Raw genomic sequence first — 18,293 nt, forward strand, 5'->3', positions numbered from 1 at the left:
ATCCGCAACTTCGCACGTTGAATCAGCCGCGCCCCTATTCGCGACAGGAACCAGGTCTCAAGCCTATGATGGGATTATATTTTCAAGTTTCGAACTGGTCGGGAAGCTCGTCATTTTCTTCCGGAACACGCGGGTTTTGCCGTCCGTGCCGGATGGCCAGGATAACGATGGCGCCGCCGGTTTCGATATAGTCAAGAATATACGGCGCCGACACATAGCGCCGGACGCCTGGAACGATAGCAACTGCCTGCCCGGCCTGCGGATGCTCGCCCAGAATGTCTGCAGCTTTGCGGATCTGGCGTACTGTGGCTCTCGCAGCCCGTTTGTCGAAACGGCCGAGATAGGCTTGCTCCGCCTTCAGATAGGCCAGAGCCCGTGCAGAAAACCGGACCTTCATCAGGCCGCATCATCCTCAGCCAGCCGGTCGAGTTCGCTCAAAACCGCGTCGAGATCGTGGACCCTGCCCTCCTCCACGTCCTTGAGGCCTTGTGCAATCTCGAGAATATCTGCACCCTCGTTGAGAAGATAATACCGCATCGCCCGGACCATCACCCAGCTGCGGGATCGCTCGGAGGCGGCTGCGATGATCTCGATATCCTTCAGCACATCGACCGGCAGACGCAGCGCGATCGGATCGGAGAGAACGGGCTTGGCCATGATCGGCTCCATTTGTTATACGGCGTATAACAAAATACCAGCAATGCAAGTGTCTCTCAATAGCCCACCGCCTGGCGCTTCTCCTCGTCGGTGAGAAAGTCCGCGTCCTTCATCCGCGCCCAGACCTCGCTGCGTTCCCCGGTCAGCCCGGTCACCTGGTCGAGATCGGGCACCAGTTTCAGCGTCTCGCCCATCCGCCCGGACAGCCAGCCGGACAAAGCCGCAGCGGTGCGGAAAACCATCGGCAGGATGGTCAGCCGGTAGAGTGCCCGGTTGGCCTCCTGGTAATTGGCATAGGTATTGTCGCCGGGAATGCCGAGCAGCATCGGCGGCACGCCGAAGGCGAGCGCGATGTCGCGTGCCGCCCCGTTTTTCGCCTCGACGAAATCCATGTCCTTCGGCGAAAGCCCCATTGCCTTCCAGTCGAGCCCGCCTTCCAGCAGCAGCGGCCGGCCGGCGCGGATCGGGCCGGAATAGCCTTCCTCCAGCTCGCTCTTCAGCCGGTCATACTGGTCGGCCGAAAGATTGCCGCCCTCTTTCGGCTGGTAGACCAGAGCGCCGGAAGGTCTGGCAGAATTGTCGAGCAGTGCCTTGTTCCAGGTCGCTGCCGCGTTGGAGAGATCGAGCGCCATCTGGGCTGCCGCCAATGGCGGAAAGCCCAGGTGATCGTCGAGCGGATGAAACAGCCTGAGATGCAGCAACCCCTCCTCACCGGCCGGAATCCGCCTGACCAGGCCGCCCACCCGGTATTCGTAGCCCTCCGGCCAGCCGTCGCGCCCTTCGAGAATGCGCACCCGGTCCGGCCGCAGCAGATGCAGTTCGCGCAGCGTGCCACCGATCTCGGCGGCATCGACATAGGCATTGCCGGACAAAAGCAGATGGCCATAGAGCGTTTCGAGAAAATCATGTCCGCCCATGCGCCCGTTCGGCCGCGCCAGCAACGCCATCGCCGGATGCGCGCTGCGCTCCTGCACGCCCTCGTAGACCAGCAGCGGCACGTTCGCCGCCGCTTCCGAAATCAGCCTGACCGCCCGGTGCGCCACCGGATTGCGCATGAACCCTTCGCGGGCAAGCGCGCCGTAGGTTCGCCCCGTCCAGTGCGCCCGCCCCTCCTGCGCGATGGCCACGAAGCCTGTCGCCGCCTTGGTTTCACGCGCGCTCTCTGCCGGGCGGCGCAACGGCAGGCGGAATGGATTTTTCATGGGAGATATCCTTGATTGCCGCATCGGCGCGGCCTGAATCGGGAACCGGTACCGCCTGTTTTTTTACTGCGCACGCGCCTTTAGGATCGCAGCCAGATATTGCCTGCCGTATCCCGCCACCAGCTCTGCCCGGTCGCGGCCATTGATGATCCGCCGGGCGCCGGTCCAGTCCTCTTTGCCGGCTGAAAAATACTGCCCGAGCTTTCGTCCGGTAAAGGCGCCGGTCTGCATGCCGATGAACAGGATAGCGACGGCCACATCCATTTCCATCGCCCGCTCTGGCCGCGAGACGAGATCGATCCCGGTCATAACCGACATCTTTTCGTAATTGACCTTATGCGTCAGCTGCACCAGCCCGCGCCCCAGCCAGCTCTTGCCGTCGGCATCGCGGCGCCAATAGGGCGTGGAAACCGACCCAAGCCGTCCCCGCCTGAAAGCGTCGTCGAGAAGGGCAACGGCCTTTGCATCGCTTGCGGCAAAAGTTTCGCGCACCGGCTGCATTGTTCGTCCGGTCTCGTGATGCGCCGTCGCCAGCATATAGGCGAGCCACCGGTCGTCGATCGCATCACCGATCGTGCCGCGATCCAGGATCGCCGTCAGTCCCGTTACCTGGTCCTGTTCCAACACGCCACCAAACAGCGAAACGCGCACCGCATCGAAGAAGCTTTTTCGCGCAATCGGCATTCATTCTCCGTTTCCGGTCACAAGACCTGCAAAAATGTCGTGCTTCTAAATCGATTTAACCAATTTAAATCGTTTAAACTGTTTAATGCCGTGATTTACTTTGTCTTTAAGATATGGAATCTGAAATCCAGCACGATGATAGTGCCGTGATCGAGGAGGATCCTATGAACGCTCAGAGCAAGATACAGGCCGACACCACCCGCTCGACCGTGCCGCAGCACATCCTCGACCGGTTCGAAAATGCCTGGCAGCAGATGCGCGCCAACGCGTCCCCCGCGCCGAAATCCGCATCGGGCGACGACGATAAACTCTGATCAGGTCCTTTGATCACATCCGGGACTTTTTATCCGCCATCCCAAACCCTGGGTGGAACCTTCCGGCCCCATCTGCGTTTTCGCCCGTTGCATACATACTAGGTGCACACATCAGTGAAAGGATCCCCCATGCCGGCCCAGCCAATCTCCCAGGCCCAGTTCGACCGCCTCGAAAACTAATGGCGCCAGATCCGCGAAACCACCGCCCCAAAGCCGTCCCCGTCCACCGCAGGCAAATAATCCATTTCGACAGCCCCTGCCGGACCCCATCGCACAGGGAAGAGACCACGTCGCCCGGCACAGCAACCATCGCAGAGCGCCATCGGCGCTCTCTCTTCTCCCCAGCGGGGAGAAGGTGGCCCGAAGGGCCGGATGAGGGGGCGGCGCGCTCAGAGCCTGCGGAAAGCCCCCTCATCGCCTCGCTTCCGCTCGGCACTTCTCCCCGCCGGGGAGAAGAGGGAGATCCATAGTTACCTCACGGCTCGGTCAACACCCTCCCCTTGAGGGGGAGGGTCGGAGCAAAGCTCCGGGGTGGGGTGACAGCCCAGAATTCTTGGTTCCATCCAACACTCGTGGCCCCGCCCAAAAGCCCACATGCCCCCCCCAAAAAAACCTCGCAGCATCTCCCTCATATCCCCCGCACCCGCGGCTCGCCGCCACCGTCCAGCATCAGCGCCGTCAGCGCCCAGACCAGCGCATCCAGCCGGTCCGGCGAACGGCCCGACGACAATCCGTCCGGCCCGAAATCACACATCTGGTCCTCGAGTGCCGGAAACGACCCGGCATGCACCACCCGGCCTTGTTCGTAGAGCGCGGCCACCGGTTCTGCCCGCAGCCATTTGCCCCGCGATGCCCTGACCTGCGTCACCGGCAGTTGCGCATCAATGCCGCGCAGCACCGCCGACACCATGTCGCCGCCCTGGTTGACCTCGGCGACAATCCGGTCTGCATCGAACCGCCTATAGGCGCGAACAACAGCACCCGCCCATCCCGCCGGACTTGCGCCCTCGACCGAGCAATCGGAAAGCACGACGCCGCGCCCGCTCCGGTCCAGCCCCGCCACGATGATGCCGCAACAGGAGCCCTGCCCCATGCCGGCCGGCGGATCGACCGCCACGACGATGCGGTTAAGCGGTCCGGTATCGCGCAGTTTCAAAGCCTCGATGGCGGCACGCGACCAGAGCGCGTCCTCGCGGTCCTCGATCATCTCGCCGTCAAGTTCCTGGCGCCCCAGCCGCGTGCCGCCGTAGCGTCCGGCCATGGCGGCGAGAAATCCCGGCGCCAGGTTGCCGGCATTGTCGCTGGTTCTGATCCGGCATGTCCTTGTGCCGGGATCGGCGATCAGCGCCTTGAGAACCGGCACCGGCCGTGGCGTCGTCGTCACCAGCGCGCGCGGATGATGTCCGAGCCGCAGCGCAAATTGCAGCATGTCGAAGGTTTCCTGCCCGTGTTTCCATTTGCCCAGCTCGTCGCACCAGGCATAGTCGAATTGCGGCCCGCGCAAGCTTTCGGGGTCTTCGGAGGAAAAGATCTGCGCCACCGTGCCGTTCGGCCAGACCAGCCGCCGCCGCGAAGCCTCGAAATCCGGCCGGTTGCTGCGGGCAATCCGGCAGATGCCGGACACGCCGTCGATCATCACCTCGCGCGCATCCCCGAGCGTCTCGGCCACCAGCGCGATCCGCAATCCCGGCCGCGCCGCCTTGCCGGCCGCCAGGCCCTGCACCCATTCCGAGCCCGCCCGCGTCTTGCCGGAACCGCGCCCGCCCATCAAAAGCCAGACCCGCCAATCGCCATTTGGTGGCCTTTGTTCGTCCCGGCCAGTCGTGTTCCAGTCGCGGATATAGGCCGCAAGCATGAAAAACCGCGCGCTGCGGGTCGCCCCGGCCGCAGCGGAAAGCTCCCCGTCCAAACCGTCGCCGCCGCTGCCGGACCGGAAATCCGCACTGGACGTCTCTCCAGCCCCATCCGGCCCAGCTCCAGCCGGCCCAGCCCCATCTGGTATCGCCGCTCCGCCAACGGGTGCGTTCGCATCGTCCACAGATCCCTGCACAGCTAGGGCTGGTGGAGCAAAATCCCTGGCCTCCAGCGCCTCCTGTTTCCCGGCATCCGCAGCACTGCCCGTTTCATCCATCAAGATGCTGGTCGCCTTCGCGTTCTTCGCTCGCAGCGCATTCACGCGGTCCAGACAGAGATCGCGCTTGAGCGTTCTCTTTTCCATCTGGCGCAGAACAGCCTTCGCCGCTTGGCGATCCGCGCGGGGCTGTACCGTCGCTCGTGGCTCCTGCGCCACAAGCAGCAGGGCCGCCGGGCCCGCCGCTGGCAATATATTTGGCGAAGAGCTCCCGTGCCCGCCGTTCAACGCGCTGATCGACTTCCGCAACGAACGCGTTATAGCTGGCCTCGTCGAAGGTGGTCTCTGCCAGTGTCTGCCGGTCATGCGCAATCGTCCTTTGCAGGCTGTCGATCTTTTCCAGCGTCCGCACGATCACCGACATCGCCTCGATGCTCACCTTGGCGTCCGCCTGGATCAGCTTGCGGTCGATCTCCTCGCCGGGAGCCTGCGCCCTCTCCTCGGAGATCTGCCGCAGCCTTTGAAACTGCAGCATCTGCTCGCGCAGCTCCTGCGTCATGGCGTTCAGCATGTCCTGCAGCGCATCGAGCGGCGACACGGCCTGCGCCTTGGTCTCCAGGATCACCCGCCGGGCAATATCCTCAAGCTCCGCATCCTCCTCAACGCCCCCACAATAAACCGGCGCCTTCGGCCACAGGCCAAACAGCCCCGGATCGAAATCCAGCTCAAACGCCATAACCATGTCCTTGAAACGAACCCTCCCCTTGAGGGGGAGGGTCGGAGCAACGCTCCGGGGTGGGGTGACCCCACAAAACAAATCTCACCGCTGAAGCAGCAAAACCAACAGCCTGCCTCCCTCTTCTCCCCCACGGGGAGAAGGTGCCCGAAGGGCGGATGAGGGGGCCACACGCCCAGAATCCCCCGGAAAACCTCACCGAAGCATCCCGCTTCACCCAGTTTTCCGACTGTGCCATAACCCTAACAAACGACCGTCACGCCGTCAAGGATTATTTTCCTACTAGGATTATTTTCCCGAATTTGCGCTATCCAGGATGCGTGTTACACTTTCGAAATGAGAACCGAGGACCTGGAAAAGCGGGCTTTGGGCCTGCCCGGCGCCGTTGAGAGCGCCCATTTCGGCAAGCGCGATTTTCGCGTCGGCAATCGCATCTTCATGTCGCTTCCGGAAGCCGGCCGCGCCGTCGTCAAGTTCACGCCGGACCAGCAGAAACTCTTCCTGGAAACCGAACCTGGCCTCTGTGCCGCCGTCCCCGGCGGCTGGGGCGCAAAAGGCTGGACCTCGGTCTATTTCATGGACGCCGATGACGATATCGTCTGCCATGTGATGGATACCGCCTGGCGCAATGTCGCACCGAAAAGTTGTAGTCAATCCTAATTTAAGGTGTCGTGAAGCAAAGAGTTAATCTGATTCATTTCAGAGATTATATCGTTCATTGAGGCTAGTAGGTGTCGTTTTGCTTTCGTAATCTTGCTTGTCATACGCGGCAGACTCGAAATGGCGGTGCGAAATTCCTCCATCGCTATCTTTGCGGCGTTAACGTTATCGTCAATATTTTTAACGTTGGTAAAGAACTCCCTAATTTCATCTGATTCTCGATCGAAGCTTTCTTTGTAAATAGAACCAACTTCAACAACCATCTTAAAGAATTTGTTAGTGTACTCACTAAATAAACTTTTGATAGAATCAATATAACTTGCGTATTCTTCCATATCATCAGCGGAACTATTTATTATTTTTGTTAAAAACTCTCTAGGTGCAGCTCCAAAAGTTTCCGAGTTCAACTTACCTACAGATGCTGTATGAGCGTTCACTCGCTCATTGATCCAATCAGTCTTCTCTGAAAGCCTCTCCATCAGCGTTAAAAATTTTGGCGACTCTGCCTCTAAATTCGCCAATAAATCCAGTAGACCAACATCTTCTTCAACGTTCTTTATTTTTTCAGCAAATTTATGAATATTGTTTGGAGATTTTTGTACTGAAGACTTCGCAAATTTGGTGATTCTGTCTGATATATGACGTCTAAACGTACGCTCAAAATCGTCAATATCTTTAAAAATCCAATAATAAAGCCCAAGTCCTCCAGTTTTTTCCTTAAAATTATTGATTTTTTTAAGTTGATCTGGATCAACTCTTGATGGTGCAATCGGCTCGTCTTTAAAGTAGAACATTATATCGACAGAGGAATCAATATCATGGCGCTCCTTAGCTCTATAAAACTCCTCTTCTGTGCCTGAATCGTAGCCATTGGTAGCCGTCCCAAATCTAGACCACATAATTCCCACAAAAATATCATAGTCATCATCGATCTGACGATTGATTACATCTTGCGGCTCTATTCCCATTGCTGGTGAAGTGCTTGTTTCCCACCTTACAAGCTCCAGACGAATAGAATAAATCGACCCAACAATTTGGTTGACCTCTAGAACTACCTCCTCAAGCTTTTGCCTTTCATCAGCAACATCGCCGGGCGAAGCAACAAAAATTCGGAGCACGGTTTCTGTTCTAGGCATGCAATCATCCAACTCGAGCCATAAGGAAGATCGCAACTATCTACTTTGAGTTGAACGATGAATCAATCCCCACCGTCAGCGGCCAGGTCACCAGATAATCCTCCAGCTCTTCCACATCCACATCGTCTTCCGATACCGTGCGTCCACGCACCGAAATCCCCGCCTGGTGCACGGTCTCCGGATCGCCCGAGACCAGCGGATGCCACCAGTAGAGGTCGATCCCGTCGCGCACCAGCCGGTAGCCGCAGGTCGGCGGCAGCCAGCTGAGCGTCGCCACCTCGTCCGGCGTCAGCTGGATACAGTCCGGCACCGTCGCCTGCCGGTTGGGATAGTCCCGGCAGCGGCAGCTCTCGCCGTCGAGCAGCGTGCAGCCGACATTGGTCCAGGCGATTTCGCCCGTGTCCCAGTCTTCCAGCTTGTTGAGACAACAGAGCCCGCAACCGTCGCAGAGGCTTTCCCACTCGGCGCCCGACATCTCGGCCAGCGTTTTTGTCTTCCAGAAGGGCTGTTCGCCCATGCGCTTTATTCTTCCATCTGTTGGATTTCAGCGACAATTTTACAAAACATTGCCGGTTTTTTAAGGCTCATTATCGATATCGGCGTAGAATAGAAACCCGGCCCATGCAAATATCGGCCCTGCATAAATCCTGAAACCGAAACCGGCTTAAGGATAAAATCATGCAGCCGGTATAAAACGCTGCAGCGAACCTCACTGCGCCGTAGGATGCATGGCGCTGTAGAACTTGAAGCCACCAGGATGCGATCGCGTTGCAGGATCCAAGCCAGAACGACAGCCCGAACCCGGAAAACGGCGCGCCTGCGGACATCAGTCCGAGAAAGCGCCATATCCTGTTGCGCATCGATTCGTGGATCGATTCCACCGTCTGGAATGCCGGTTTCCGGCTCGGCGTCTGGTGGGAGGATATCACCATCTTCTTCCGCCGCTTTCGCGTACGCGGGTGGAAAGGGGCGGTTTTCGAGGTGCTCGGCGAAGGCATGACCTGGGGCACGGCCGGTGCCGTGCTGATGCTGGCGCTTGCCCTTCCCGCCTTTGAAGACACCAAGGGAAACTGGCGGGCGCAGAGCGATTTCGCGGTCACGTTCCTGGATCGTTACGGCAACGAGATCGGCCATCGCGGCATCATTCACGAGGATTCCGTGCCGATCGACGAGCTGCCGGATACGCTGGTCAAGGCGGTACTGGCAACGGAAGACCGCCGCTTCTTCGATCATTACGGCATCGATTTCCTAGGCCTTACCCGCGCCATGACCATCAATGCGCGCGCCGGCGGCGTCGTCCAGGGCGGCTCGACGCTCACCCAGCAGCTGGCGAAAAACCTGTTCCTGTCGAACGAGCGCACCATCGAGCGCAAGATCAAGGAAGCATTTCTTGCCGTCTGGCTGGAATGCAACCTGTCGAAAAAAGAAATCCTGCGGCTTTACCTCGACCGCGCTTATATGGGCGGCGGCACCTTCGGGGCGGCGGCGGCGTCGCAATTCTATTTCGGCAAGAACATCACCGATATCAACCTGGCGGAAAGCGCCATGCTCGCCGGCCTGTTCAAGGCGCCGGCCCGCTATGCGCCGCATGTCAATCTTCCCGCCGCGCGCGCCCGCGCCAACGAGGTCCTGACCAACCTCGTTCAAAGCGGCCTGATGACCGAGGGACAGGTGATCGCCGCGCGCCTCAACCCGGCCACGGTCATCGACCGTGCCGAAGTCAGCGCCCCCGATTTCTTCCTCGACTGGGCCTTCGATGAAACCCGGCGCATCGCCACCCCCTTTGCCCAGCATTCGCTGATTGTGCGCACCACCATCGACATGGGCCTGCAGCAGGCAGCGGAAGAATCGGTGGAATCGAGCCTGCGGCAATATGGCGAGACCTACAAGGTCAAGCAGGGCGCCATGGTGATGATCGAAAATGGCGGTCCGGTGCGCGCCATGGTCGGCGGCCGCGATTATGGCGAAAGCCAGTTCAACCGCGCCACCAAGGCGCTGCGCCAGCCGGGCTCCTCTTTCAAGGTCTATACCTATACGGCGGCCATGGAGAAGGGCCTGAAGCCGCAATCGACCATCAGCGATGCGCCGATCACCTGGCGCGGCTGGTCGCCGCAGAACTATTCCAAGGGCAGCTATTCCGGCCGCGTCACCCTTTTGACGGCGATTGCCAAGTCGATCAACACCGTGCCGGTGCGCCTGGCCAAGGATACGCTCGGCACGGAACTCATCGCCGAAACAGCCAAAAAGATGGGCGTCGAAACCCCGATCCGCACCGACAAGACCATGCCCCTGGGCACATCCGAGGTCACGGTCATGGACCAGGCCACCGCCTATGCCGTCTTCCCGGCCGGCGGCCTGCAATCGCGCCGCCACGGGATCAGCCAGATCCTCAATTATGACGGCGATATTCTCTATGATTTCAATCGCGACGAACCGCCTGCCCAGCGCGTCGTCAGCGAACAGGCCAATGCCTCGATGAACTACATGCTGACCCAGATCCCGATCATCGGCACGGCGCGCAAGGCAGCGCTCGACAACGGCATTGTCGCCGGCGGCAAGACCGGCACGACGCAGGCCTATCGCGATGCCTGGTTCGTCGGCTTCACCGGCGATTACACCACCGCCGTCTGGTTCGGTAATGACGACTATACCTCGACCAACAACATGACCGGCGGCTCGCTGCCCGCCATGACGTTCAAGCGCCTGATGGACTATGCCGAACAGGGCATCGACCACCGCGCCATCCCCGGCATCGACAATCCGCTGCCGGGCCCCGACACAAAGAAGAAGCAACCCGAAACGGCCGCCGCAAAAACCGCCGACGACAATACGCTGCCGCCCCTGGTGCGCCCGCGTTCGCTCTCTTCGGACGTCACCCGCCTGTTGAAATCGATCGGCGAAACCTTCGACACCGCCCCCGCCCTCAAAATTCCACCGGAAGCCCCCGGCAAACTCGCCGAAATCGACCCGCAACCCACCGGCGACATCGTCAAGGGAGGCCGCGATGCACGGCGGTGATGCTTCCGTTGCCACGGCGATGGCCACTCTCCTGCCCAGTCGCCCCCCTCTGTCCCTCCGGGACATCTCCCCCTCAAGGGGGGAGATCAGCCGAACCTTCCGCATCCCATCATCCGTAAGGCGGGCAACAAAGCGCATGGCAATCTCCCCCCTTGCGGGGGAGATGTCACGGAGTGACAGAGGGGGGTACTCAACCCAGAACCCTTCGCATCCCGTCCCTTCATTCCCCCAGCAGTCCCGGTAAAGCCCTTGTTCCGCATCCCCCTCCTCGTCGCCCTTGCCCTTGCGGTCGCCTTTGGCGCCGGTATTGCGTCGAGCGTCTCCGCCTTGAAAGCCACGGTCGGCTTCGGGGCAATTGCGCTTGGGCCCTGGGTTGCCTTTCCCGAGGCGCAGACGGAAAATACCGACCCTTACGCCAAGGCGCACCGGGCGCGCGCCGGCAAGCTGCTTTATGGCGGCGCCGAAGGCCTGCAATTCACCGCAGCCATCGACAGCAACGGGCAAAAACTGTCTTCCGATTGCACCTATGATATTGACGGCATCACGCCGCCTGCCCGCTTCTGGACGCTTTACGCGACCCATGCCAATGATCAGCCGATGAAGACCGGGGCGGAACTGCCGGCGGCAACCAATGCCTGGACGGTGCTGCGCAAGCCCGACAGTTCCTTCGTCATCCATGTCTCGCCGGTGGCCCAGCCCGGCAACTGGCTGGCCATCCGCCGCGTCGGCGCCTTCAAGCTGGTTTTGACGCTGCTCGATACCCCGACGGCCGGCTCGTCCGGGTTGATCGATCTGACCATGCCGAAGATCGTCAGGACGGGGTGCACCGATGCGTAGTGCGCTTTTTGCCATCCTGGTAGGCCTTGTCGGGGCAGCCCTGCTGCATATCGTCATCATTCTCGCTCTGCCGAATTTTACCGGCAGGGATGCCTATAGCCGGGTGCTTGGCCTCTACGAGATGGACAGCTTCTTTCCGCTCTCAACCGAGCCGGGAGCGACGGGGCTTGCCAATGACGATCCGTTCCTGCGGGTTGCCGTCTGCGGATTTTCGGTCGATGGCGGGCCGGCCCGCTTTATCGCGAAAGGCTCCGTGCCCTTCTGGTCGGTCGCCATCTACGATGCCAATTCCAACGAGATTTTCTCCATGAACGACCATACGGCCGTCAACGGCAATCTCGATCTGGTCATGGCGACGCCGATCCAGCTTATCGATCTGCGAAAGACACCCCCCGCAAGCCTTGCCCAGTCGATCCTGGTATCGATGCCGGACGAGGAAGGCTACGCCGTCCTTCGCGCGCTGGCACCCACCGATAGCTATGAGGAAACCGTGCGAAACTTCCTGGCCGAATCCAGCTGCGAACCATTTCGGCGATAGTTTTGACAGGCGGTAGCGGCCAGCAAAATTGGCCGCGAGTAAGAGGTTTCCGGAATTAGGTAGAAGGTGCCACCAACTGAGCCGAGAGGCGTAGTCACGACATGACGGCAACGATATGCTATAATGAGATAAAGAAGGGAGCGCGACATGCAAGCTATGGAACACGATCGTGTCTCGGCGGAGGATTTCCTCGAGTGGGTTCTCAGCCAAGCGGGCCGATACGAGCTAGTTGATGGTTATGTCATCGAGATGATGGCTGGTGCAAAGCAGAGCCACAACGTCGTCGTTTCGAACATCGTTTCCTCACTGGGGCCGCAATCGAAGCCTGGCGGCTGCCGAACGACTTCAAGCGACACAGCCGTCCAGACGCTGGCGAGCACCATTCGGTACCCCGACATCGTCGTGGACTGCGGTCCTCCCGACCCGGACGCGATGGTTGCCGAAAGCCCCACACTTGTGGTGGAAGTTTCGTCCCCAGGCACGAGTTCAGTGGACACCACCGACAAGCTCGACGAATACCGGGAACATCCGGCGGTCCGGCTCATCATGTTCGTCGAGCCGAGCAGTGTCCTCGTCAAGCTCTACAGACGCGACAGCGAAGGAGCGTGGGGATCCGAGAAGTACGATGACCTTGAAAGCGCGATCGACATGCCGGAGATCGGCGCTTCTCTCGCGATATCCGAAATTTATGACACGCTCACGCCTCGCACTCGTCCACGCTTGCATTTGATTGAGGAGATCAACGGTCAAAAACCGCGTTGATCTCTGAACCAGAGCGGCGGTAGCGGTTTCGTGTTGCCTCTGCCATCAGGCGTTCAATATGCTCGCCAACTTCTCTCTGCTTCCGCTTTAACTCATCCTCAATACCGAACATTCGTTACTCGATACAAGCGAATGAATACTAGGCTGTCATCCTAGCGAAGTCTGGTGGCAGTTGCTGCCGAATAGCGGAAGCTTCCAATTCAAAAAAAATAAATTTCAACGCGCGATATCTTCAAGTGCCGTCTGGTCAAGACAGGCCACTCAAGCGCCGAGCGCCGCAATCGGGCGCTGAACAAATATCAATGCTTCTTTGCCCTGCCCGGAGCTGGTTTCGCAGGCACGTCACCCGGATGACCGTCCAGCCGCTCGTAGCGGATGCCGGTAAACAACAGGATGACCGCCTTGCTGGGGGCAATCGGCCCCATCGACGGTTTCGGCGGCGCCCGCACGAGGCGGTCCTCCAGTCTGATCACTTCTGCCATGCTCGTCTCCAAAAATGCTTGAGACGGATGAACTACCGTACTGATTTCACCCTGCCCGCTCAGCGGGCTGGCGCGTCCCTGGCCATCCGGCCTTGGCATCTGCGCCGTTCTCGTTGCTCCTTCTTCCGGGAATTCCGGATGTCCTGCCAGTCACGCTGCATGCTGCCATGCAAGTCAGCCCGATTGAGCCATACGATAGTTAACAGCTCCTTAACGGTCAAAGCGTGAACTTACGTAAAATCAGTCATTTTAATAGTAAAACCCAAAAATGGCCGAGATATGAGAAGTAAATCCCCAAACACAACATGTCCGGCGCAGAGCGCCAGACATTTGTTCCCGGCTTTGCAGGAACCACTATAGAAGAGCGCGAGCGCCCGGATGTAACGAAGGGAACTTCCCCGATGGCTTAACGCCGTGCGAGCAGGCCGATCACGAAGGAAACACCGGCAATCGCCACCAATGTCGAAACCGGTTCGTCGCGAATGCGGTCGCGCAGCCGCTCCGTCAGCACCTCGACCTCGGAGGCCGCAACCGCCTTGGCACTGCTGCCGATTGCGGATACGGAGTCGGTCAGGCGGGAAATCTCGGCGCGCAGTTCCGCGAGCTGGTTTTCGAGATCGGCCTTTGCAGTGCTTGCTTCGATCTCGGCGACGTTGGCATCGCTCGGCACAGCTGAGAATTTGTTTTCGACCATGGTCAGGGCTCCTGTTTGAATGCTGCCTCAACGCCCCAATGCCAATTTGGTTCCTTAAAAAACCGACGTCGATCCCGCTGGCCTTCTGGTTTTTTACCGGTCATCAGGATCATTTAAATCTGTTAATCACCCATCCTGTTCCGCCGCCATTCATAATGCTGCGAGACAGTGGAACGATGCCGCTCATCTTCGCGTTACCGCAGGTAAAACGGCACAACCGCACCTCAAAAAAGACACAAAAACAACGGTGTTTGAAGGAAACCGCGCCTGACATCCGCCCAAGCCCTGCGCGATGTGATGAGCCGGATTGGATAGGGATGGAAAACCGATGACGACATCGCGACACTACTCATGGAAATCCGCATTGATGGCAATCGGCGCAACAGTCGCTGCTGTCCTGCTGCCGGCCGTTGCTCAGGCCGCACAAGGCTTCTCGACAGCCAATGTCAATATGCGCTCAGGCCCCAGCACCCGTTACCCCGCCGTGACGGTCATTCCCGTCGGCACCTCGCTGGAAATCCACGGCTGCCTTGCCGATACGCCCTGGTGCGACGTGTCGTTCTACAATGGCCGTGGCTGGGTGGCTGGCCGTTATGTCCAGGCCCAGTACCAGCAGCGCCGCGTCTATGTCGAACCCGACTATTACGGTTCGCTCGGAATTCCGCTGGTCACCTTTGAGCTTGGAAACTATTGGGACCGCAACTATCGCAACCGCGACTTCTACCGGGAACGGGATTATTACCGCCGCGACAGAGACCGCGACCGGGACCGCTACAATCAGAACCGCCCACGGCGTGATTACAACACCTATGAGCGCCCGCGCTACAACAACAATGACGGCATCGTCATCGAGCGCCCCGGCCGGGATCGTGATCGCGACAGGGAACGTATCGAGCGGCGCCGCGACGACAATGCCCGCCAATTCGATAACGACCAGAACAACCGCCGCGACCGCGACCGCGAGCGGATCGAACGCCGCAACGACAGCACCGGGCAGCAGTTTGACCGTACCCGCAACCGCGAGCGCAGCAATGACGGCCAGTTCGACAGACGCGATAACAACCGCCAGGACGCCGGCCGCAACAACGACCGCGCCCGTGACATCCGTCCCCGTTGCCTGGCTGACGGCAGCAACTGCAACTGAGGCAGTTGCAGCACTCGATCGACAGAAGAAACGGGCGGCAAAAGCCGCCCGCTCAGACTGGTGGCAAGGCTATTGTCGAACAACTCCGCAGCCGGCTTTTGAAATTCAGCGGGTTGCCAAATTCCCCTCATCCCCGCCCTTGTGGTGGGGATCCAGCCAGCTCAAGTCCTTGAGCTAAAAGAGTCTTTTGACCCGACGGACGTCGGGTCACTGGATCCTCGCCACACGTGTATGGCCTTGAGACATAGTTGACATGTGTTCGGAGACATCCCTGACACTTTTGCCGTTTGGCAAAGGAGGTCGGGCGGATGGTTTGGCGGGATGTGTCGATTGTGGATCAGCGGCAGGACTTTGTGATGCTTGCGTCCTGTGAGGGGGCCAATGTGGCCGAGCTTTGCCGGCGCTTTGATATCAGCCGGCAGACCGGTTACCTCTGGCTGAGGCGGTTTTCCGGTCTGGAGGCGCTGGCGGACCGGTCCCGGCGGCCTCTCACAAGTCCGCGCCGTTCGCCCTTTGAGATCGAAACGGCCGTGCTTTCGGTGCGTGATGCGCATCCCGCCTGGGGCGCGCGCAAGATCTGGGCCTGCTTGCGCCAGGCCGGAATGTCTGGCGTACCGGCGGCATCCACCGTGCATGCCGTGCTCAAGCGGCACGGGCGCATTGCCCCCGATGCCGGTCCGGGCAAGGCCTATGAGCGCTTCGAGAAGGAGGTGCCAAACCTGTTGTGGCAGATGGACTTCAAGGGCCGGCTGAAGCTTTCCTGCGGCCGCTGGTGCCACACGCTGACGGTTATCGACGATCATTCCCGCTTTGCCGTGGCGCTGGAAGCCTGTGGCGACGAACGCGCTGACACTGTCCAGGCGCGGCTGGAAAAAGCATTCCGGCACAATGGCTTGCCCTGCGCGATCTATGTCGACAACGGTTCGCCCTGGGGCTGTGCCGTCCCCGGGCGATGGACATGCCTGACCGTCTGGCTGCTCAAGCTGGGCATCCACACCCTGCACGCCCGCCCATATCATCCGCAGGCGCGCGGCAAGAACGAGCGATTCCACAGGACGCTGAAGGCCGAAGTGTTCTCGCTGGCAACCCTTCATGGCCTTGACCAGGCACAACAGGCGCTGGATCGCTGGCGGCATGTCTATAATCGCGAGCGTCCCCATCAGGCCCTCGACTTCAAGGTCCCGGCCAGCCGCTACACGCCCTCGGCGCGCAGCTTTCCAAAAACCCTGCCGCAGCCGGACTATGCGGCGGGCGAAATCCTGCGCCGGGTTGGCACCACGAAAGCTTACATATCCTTCAAGGACCGCCTCTGGCCCGTGCCTTCGGCCTTCCTCGGCGAGACCGTCGCACTCAGGCCGCGCGCAAGAGACGGACGTTACAGCGTCTGTTTCGGCGCCACCCAGATCGCGACCATCGACCTCAATGCCCAGCCAAATGTGTAAAGCATGTCTCCGAACACCTGTCAGGGATGTCTCCGGGCTTTACAACACGGGCGGGCATGAGGGAGGCGGGGGCAGCACCCGATAAACAGCCCGATGCTCTTCGCCACTGCTCCGGCGCGATAAAGCACGCGATAGTCGCCATCACGGAACAAAATCATCGCGCAGGGGTTGTTCTCCATAGACGGGAGAACAGCATGTTTCAAAGTCCTCAACAGCACAGCACCAGCGAAGGCCGCCGCAAACAATGTGTGCGCAGTCTTTCCCCCGCCATTGCCCTCATTGTGGACAAAGCCCAGATGGCCGGATGGAGCCGCGAAGAGGTGTTGATTGCGATTGCCGATGCGGCCGATCAGCAGCTGGCCGATCTTACCGGAACGGCGATGACGACAGTCGGCGGCCATGCCGATCCGATGACCGACATCCTGGATGAACCTGTGCAAAAGCGCCTGAGCATGCCCGCAAGCGGCGCGTTTCTTCTTGGTTAAACGGAATATTAACCACGTCGTTCTACTCTCACAGCATCATTCAGCCATGATCGGCAGGGTCGGCATCGCTTGTGCCGCTAGTCATGTTTTCAGCGCCTTAGCGTCGATCATACGGGTCACGTCAGCGGCGTTTAAAGACGCCTCTTCCGTCCATGTCTGAACTTTCGCCACCCTTGCGGACATCTGCACAGCGTGCATGTCCACAATTGGGACAGTGTATTTTGCGTGTGAGTGGGTGTATCCGTGGCGGACCGGTTTCGGGAGTTGGAAAGACCGCAGACAGGGCGGCTGAAGGACGTGGTCCTGATGGCGACCGTGACGGGTTTTGAAGGACTGCGTCATCCCCGCCGCACCGACCTCAAGCAATTTTCCGAATTGTTCGATCCGCTGTTTTCCGCCTCCAGCGACGAGGCCCGCCGCCAGGCTGCAGCCGCCCTCTCCCAATGCCCGCATGTGCCGCCGTCGGTGGCGCTGCAGATCGGCAATGCGCCGATTTCCATTGCCGCGATCTTCCTCACCCGTTCAAGCTCGATCGACGATACGACGCTGCTCAAGGTGATCCGCGCCCAGGGCCAGGCGCATGCCACCGCCATTGCCCGCCGCGACAATCTCTCCGTTCATGTGGTCGATGCCCTTGTCGAGCGCCGCCAGACAGCCACCGCCCCCGCTGTGACCGTCACGCCCCCGGCAGTGACGTCCAACGCCCCGGCAGCCGCCGTCGCCGCACCCGCAATGACGGCCGCGCCCACGCCGTCGCACCTGGCAAACGCTGCTTCCGCAGAAAAAGCCCCTGTGGCACAATCCACCATGGCACGCTCCGGTGACGTGCCGCTCGAGCGCCCGCCGCAGGCGCGTGCTGACGACATGACGACGGCAAAGCTGCTGCGCGAGGAAAAACTGCGCGGCGACCTGAAATCGCTCGCCCGCATCCCCCAGAAGGCCGCACCGGCGATGCCGGTGATCGAGCCTTTGGACGTGCTGCACGAGGCCCTGCTCGTCCGGTTCGCCCGCTCCGGCGAGGCCAATCTGTTTGCCGCAAGTCTTGCAGCAGCGCTGCGCTCGAGCCCGGACCTCGGCGAGCGGATCGTGCTCGACATATCCGGCCAGCAGCTCGCCACCACCTTGATCGCGCTCGACATGCACGCCGATGACAGCCTGTTCGTGCTTTGCGCCTTCTATCCTGACTTGAGCGAGCGTCTTGGCGGGGCGACACGCGGCGAAGCGCTGCTTGCGTCGCTCACGGCCGAAACCTGCCGCATCCGCGTCCAGGCCTGGCTGCAGTCGGACCAGAAGGATGGAACCGCAGCCGGGCATCAGGCCTACCTGTCGCCGGACCGGGTCAACGATCCGCGCCAGACGGCATCGCGCCCCGACGCAACCCGCACCGTTGCCGATCCCCAGTCGAAACGAAGTCTTCGCGGCCGCTGAGCT

Annotated in this window: 19 protein-coding genes and 1 pseudogene; 10 read left to right on the forward strand and 10 right to left on the reverse strand. The window is 60.2% G+C overall.

Going from position 1 to position 18,293, the window contains the following annotated elements; all coding sequences use genetic code 11:
• Positions 1-82: 82 nt before the first annotated feature.
• From PYR65_RS16760 to PYR65_RS16775, 4 genes are all read right to left on the reverse strand, one after another.
• The gene (locus tag PYR65_RS16760; protein ID WP_276118785.1) at positions 83-397 is read right to left on the reverse strand and encodes a type II toxin-antitoxin system RelE/ParE family toxin; all 315 of its coding nucleotides are present in this window, start codon (positions 395-397) and stop codon (positions 83-85) included.
• The gene (locus PYR65_RS16765; protein ID WP_276118786.1) at positions 397-657 is read right to left on the reverse strand and encodes a CopG family ribbon-helix-helix protein; all 261 of its coding nucleotides are present in this window, start codon (positions 655-657) and stop codon (positions 397-399) included. The genes PYR65_RS16760 and PYR65_RS16765 overlap by 1 nt, the downstream gene beginning before the upstream one ends.
• Before the next feature lie 56 nt (positions 658-713).
• Positions 714-1,859 (reverse strand): phage portal protein, encoded by a 1,146-nt coding sequence (locus PYR65_RS16770; protein ID WP_276118787.1) that lies wholly within the window; start codon positions 1,857-1,859, stop codon positions 714-716.
• Positions 1,860-1,922: 63 nt separating this feature from the next.
• Positions 1,923-2,543, reverse strand: coding sequence for a hypothetical protein (locus PYR65_RS16775; protein WP_276118788.1), 621 nt, complete (start codon positions 2,541-2,543; stop codon positions 1,923-1,925).
• Positions 2,544-2,707: 164 nt separating this feature from the next.
• Here PYR65_RS16775 and PYR65_RS16780 point away from each other — a divergent pair, with 164 nt between their 5' ends.
• A complete protein-coding gene (locus PYR65_RS16780) occupies positions 2,708-2,857 on the forward strand; it encodes a hypothetical protein (RefSeq protein WP_156383271.1) in 150 nt (49 codons plus the stop codon).
• 628 nt (positions 2,858-3,485) lie between these two features.
• On the opposite strand, the gene PYR65_RS16785 is transcribed toward PYR65_RS16780, so the two are convergent.
• Positions 3,486-4,712 (reverse strand): DNA-packaging protein, encoded by a 1,227-nt coding sequence (locus PYR65_RS16785; RefSeq protein ID WP_060639954.1) that lies wholly within the window; start codon positions 4,710-4,712, stop codon positions 3,486-3,488.
• 268 nt (positions 4,713-4,980) lie between these two features.
• Positions 4,981-5,664 carry a hypothetical protein gene (locus PYR65_RS16790; RefSeq protein ID WP_276118789.1) on the reverse strand — a complete coding sequence of 228 codons (684 nt, stop codon included), beginning with the start codon at positions 5,662-5,664 and terminating at the stop codon, positions 4,981-4,983.
• Positions 5,665-6,000: 336 nt separating this feature from the next.
• On the opposite strand from PYR65_RS16790, the gene PYR65_RS16795 reads away from it, so the two are divergent.
• Complete coding sequence (locus PYR65_RS16795) at positions 6,001-6,324, forward strand: MmcQ/YjbR family DNA-binding protein (protein ID WP_276118790.1); 324 nt, start codon at positions 6,001-6,003, stop codon at positions 6,322-6,324.
• Here the strand turns inward: PYR65_RS16795 and PYR65_RS16800 are convergent.
• Positions 6,321-7,460, reverse strand: coding sequence for a DUF4062 domain-containing protein (locus PYR65_RS16800; RefSeq protein WP_276118791.1), 1,140 nt, complete (start codon positions 7,458-7,460; stop codon positions 6,321-6,323). The two genes, PYR65_RS16795 and PYR65_RS16800, sit on opposite strands and share 4 nt — an antisense overlap.
• 40 nt (positions 7,461-7,500) lie before the next feature.
• Positions 7,501-7,977 carry a YcgN family cysteine cluster protein gene (locus tag PYR65_RS16805; protein WP_276118792.1) on the reverse strand — a complete coding sequence of 159 codons (477 nt, stop codon included), beginning with the start codon at positions 7,975-7,977 and terminating at the stop codon, positions 7,501-7,503.
• 251 nt (positions 7,978-8,228) lie between these two features.
• On the opposite strand from PYR65_RS16805, the gene PYR65_RS16810 reads away from it, so the two are divergent.
• The 4 genes from PYR65_RS16810 to PYR65_RS16825 all read left to right on the forward strand — a co-directional run bounded on the left by PYR65_RS16810 (position 8,229) and on the right by PYR65_RS16825 (position 12,615).
• Entirely contained in the window at positions 8,229-10,478 is a 2,250-nt protein-coding gene (locus tag PYR65_RS16810) for a transglycosylase domain-containing protein (protein WP_407951244.1), read from the forward strand.
• 249 nt (positions 10,479-10,727) lie between these two features.
• On the forward strand, positions 10,728-11,315 hold the full coding sequence (locus tag PYR65_RS16815) for a DUF1214 domain-containing protein (RefSeq protein ID WP_276118793.1): 588 nt from the start codon (positions 10,728-10,730) through the stop codon (positions 11,313-11,315).
• The gene (locus PYR65_RS16820) at positions 11,308-11,853 is read left to right on the forward strand and encodes a DUF1254 domain-containing protein (protein WP_276118794.1); all 546 of its coding nucleotides are present in this window, start codon (positions 11,308-11,310) and stop codon (positions 11,851-11,853) included. Before PYR65_RS16815 ends, PYR65_RS16820 begins: the two co-directional genes overlap by 8 nt.
• A gap of 147 nt (positions 11,854-12,000) precedes the next feature.
• Entirely contained in the window at positions 12,001-12,615 is a 615-nt protein-coding gene (locus tag PYR65_RS16825; RefSeq protein ID WP_276118795.1) for a Uma2 family endonuclease, read from the forward strand.
• Positions 12,616-12,914: 299 nt separating this feature from the next.
• Here the strand turns inward: PYR65_RS16825 and PYR65_RS16830 are convergent, their stop codons facing one another.
• On the reverse strand, positions 12,915-13,097 hold the full coding sequence (locus PYR65_RS16830; RefSeq protein WP_276118796.1) for a hypothetical protein: 183 nt from the start codon (positions 13,095-13,097) through the stop codon (positions 12,915-12,917).
• 406 nt (positions 13,098-13,503) lie between these two features.
• On the reverse strand, positions 13,504-13,791 hold the full coding sequence (locus PYR65_RS16835) for a hypothetical protein (protein WP_276118797.1): 288 nt from the start codon (positions 13,789-13,791) through the stop codon (positions 13,504-13,506).
• 367 nt (positions 13,792-14,158) lie between these two features.
• Here PYR65_RS16835 and PYR65_RS16840 point away from each other — a divergent pair, with 367 nt between their 5' ends.
• The 4 genes and pseudogenes from PYR65_RS16840 (at position 14,159) to PYR65_RS16855 (ending at position 18,290) form a co-directional block, all read left to right on the forward strand.
• Positions 14,159-14,935: an SH3 domain-containing protein gene (locus PYR65_RS16840; protein WP_276118798.1), complete on the forward strand. Its 777-nt coding sequence runs from the start codon at positions 14,159-14,161 to the stop codon at positions 14,933-14,935.
• Between the two features lie 308 nt (positions 14,936-15,243).
• A pseudogene (locus PYR65_RS16845) lies at positions 15,244-16,415 on the forward strand (IS481 family transposase); the annotation flags it as partial.
• Positions 16,416-16,571: 156 nt separating this feature from the next.
• Complete coding sequence (locus PYR65_RS16850; protein WP_060639936.1) at positions 16,572-16,862, forward strand: hypothetical protein; 291 nt, start codon at positions 16,572-16,574, stop codon at positions 16,860-16,862.
• Positions 16,863-17,168: 306 nt separating this feature from the next.
• Positions 17,169-18,290: a DUF2336 domain-containing protein gene (locus PYR65_RS16855; RefSeq protein WP_276118799.1), complete on the forward strand. Its 1,122-nt coding sequence runs from the start codon at positions 17,169-17,171 to the stop codon at positions 18,288-18,290.
• Positions 18,291-18,293 lie beyond the last annotated feature (3 nt).

The organism is Pararhizobium qamdonense, assembly GCF_029277445.1.
In the GTDB taxonomy this organism is placed as follows: domain Bacteria; phylum Pseudomonadota; class Alphaproteobacteria; order Rhizobiales; family Rhizobiaceae; genus Pararhizobium; species Pararhizobium qamdonense.

What these genes read in the sequence shown, in the direction of transcription:
- PYR65_RS16760 (WP_276118785.1), bottom strand. Translation starts at nt 397, where the DNA reads ATGAAGGTCCGGTTTTCTGCACGGGCTCTGGCCTATCTGAAGGCGGAG.
- PYR65_RS16765 (WP_276118786.1), bottom strand. Translation starts at nt 657, where the DNA reads ATGGCCAAGCCCGTTCTCTCCGATCCGATCGCGCTGCGTCTGCCGGTC.
- PYR65_RS16770 (WP_276118787.1), bottom strand. Translation starts at nt 1,859, where the DNA reads ATGAAAAATCCATTCCGCCTGCCGTTGCGCCGCCCGGCAGAGAGCGCG.
- PYR65_RS16775 (WP_276118788.1), bottom strand. Translation starts at nt 2,543, where the DNA reads ATGCCGATTGCGCGAAAAAGCTTCTTCGATGCGGTGCGCGTTTCGCTG.
- PYR65_RS16780 (WP_156383271.1), top strand. Translation starts at nt 2,708, where the DNA reads ATGAACGCTCAGAGCAAGATACAGGCCGACACCACCCGCTCGACCGTG.
- PYR65_RS16785 (WP_060639954.1), bottom strand. Translation starts at nt 4,712, where the DNA reads ATGCTTGCGGCCTATATCCGCGACTGGAACACGACTGGCCGGGACGAA.
- PYR65_RS16790 (WP_276118789.1), bottom strand. Translation starts at nt 5,664, where the DNA reads ATGGCGTTTGAGCTGGATTTCGATCCGGGGCTGTTTGGCCTGTGGCCG.
- PYR65_RS16795 (WP_276118790.1), top strand. Translation starts at nt 6,001, where the DNA reads ATGAGAACCGAGGACCTGGAAAAGCGGGCTTTGGGCCTGCCCGGCGCC.
- PYR65_RS16800 (WP_276118791.1), bottom strand. Translation starts at nt 7,460, where the DNA reads ATGCCTAGAACAGAAACCGTGCTCCGAATTTTTGTTGCTTCGCCCGGC.
- PYR65_RS16805 (WP_276118792.1), bottom strand. Translation starts at nt 7,977, where the DNA reads ATGGGCGAACAGCCCTTCTGGAAGACAAAAACGCTGGCCGAGATGTCG.
- PYR65_RS16820 (WP_276118794.1), top strand. Translation starts at nt 11,308, where the DNA reads ATGCGTAGTGCGCTTTTTGCCATCCTGGTAGGCCTTGTCGGGGCAGCC.
- PYR65_RS16825 (WP_276118795.1), top strand. Translation starts at nt 12,001, where the DNA reads ATGCAAGCTATGGAACACGATCGTGTCTCGGCGGAGGATTTCCTCGAG.
- PYR65_RS16830 (WP_276118796.1), bottom strand. Translation starts at nt 13,097, where the DNA reads ATGGCAGAAGTGATCAGACTGGAGGACCGCCTCGTGCGGGCGCCGCCG.
- PYR65_RS16835 (WP_276118797.1), bottom strand. Translation starts at nt 13,791, where the DNA reads ATGGTCGAAAACAAATTCTCAGCTGTGCCGAGCGATGCCAACGTCGCC.
- PYR65_RS16840 (WP_276118798.1), top strand. Translation starts at nt 14,159, where the DNA reads ATGGCAATCGGCGCAACAGTCGCTGCTGTCCTGCTGCCGGCCGTTGCT.
- PYR65_RS16850 (WP_060639936.1), top strand. Translation starts at nt 16,572, where the DNA reads ATGTTTCAAAGTCCTCAACAGCACAGCACCAGCGAAGGCCGCCGCAAA.
- PYR65_RS16855 (WP_276118799.1), top strand. Translation starts at nt 17,169, where the DNA reads ATGGCGACCGTGACGGGTTTTGAAGGACTGCGTCATCCCCGCCGCACC.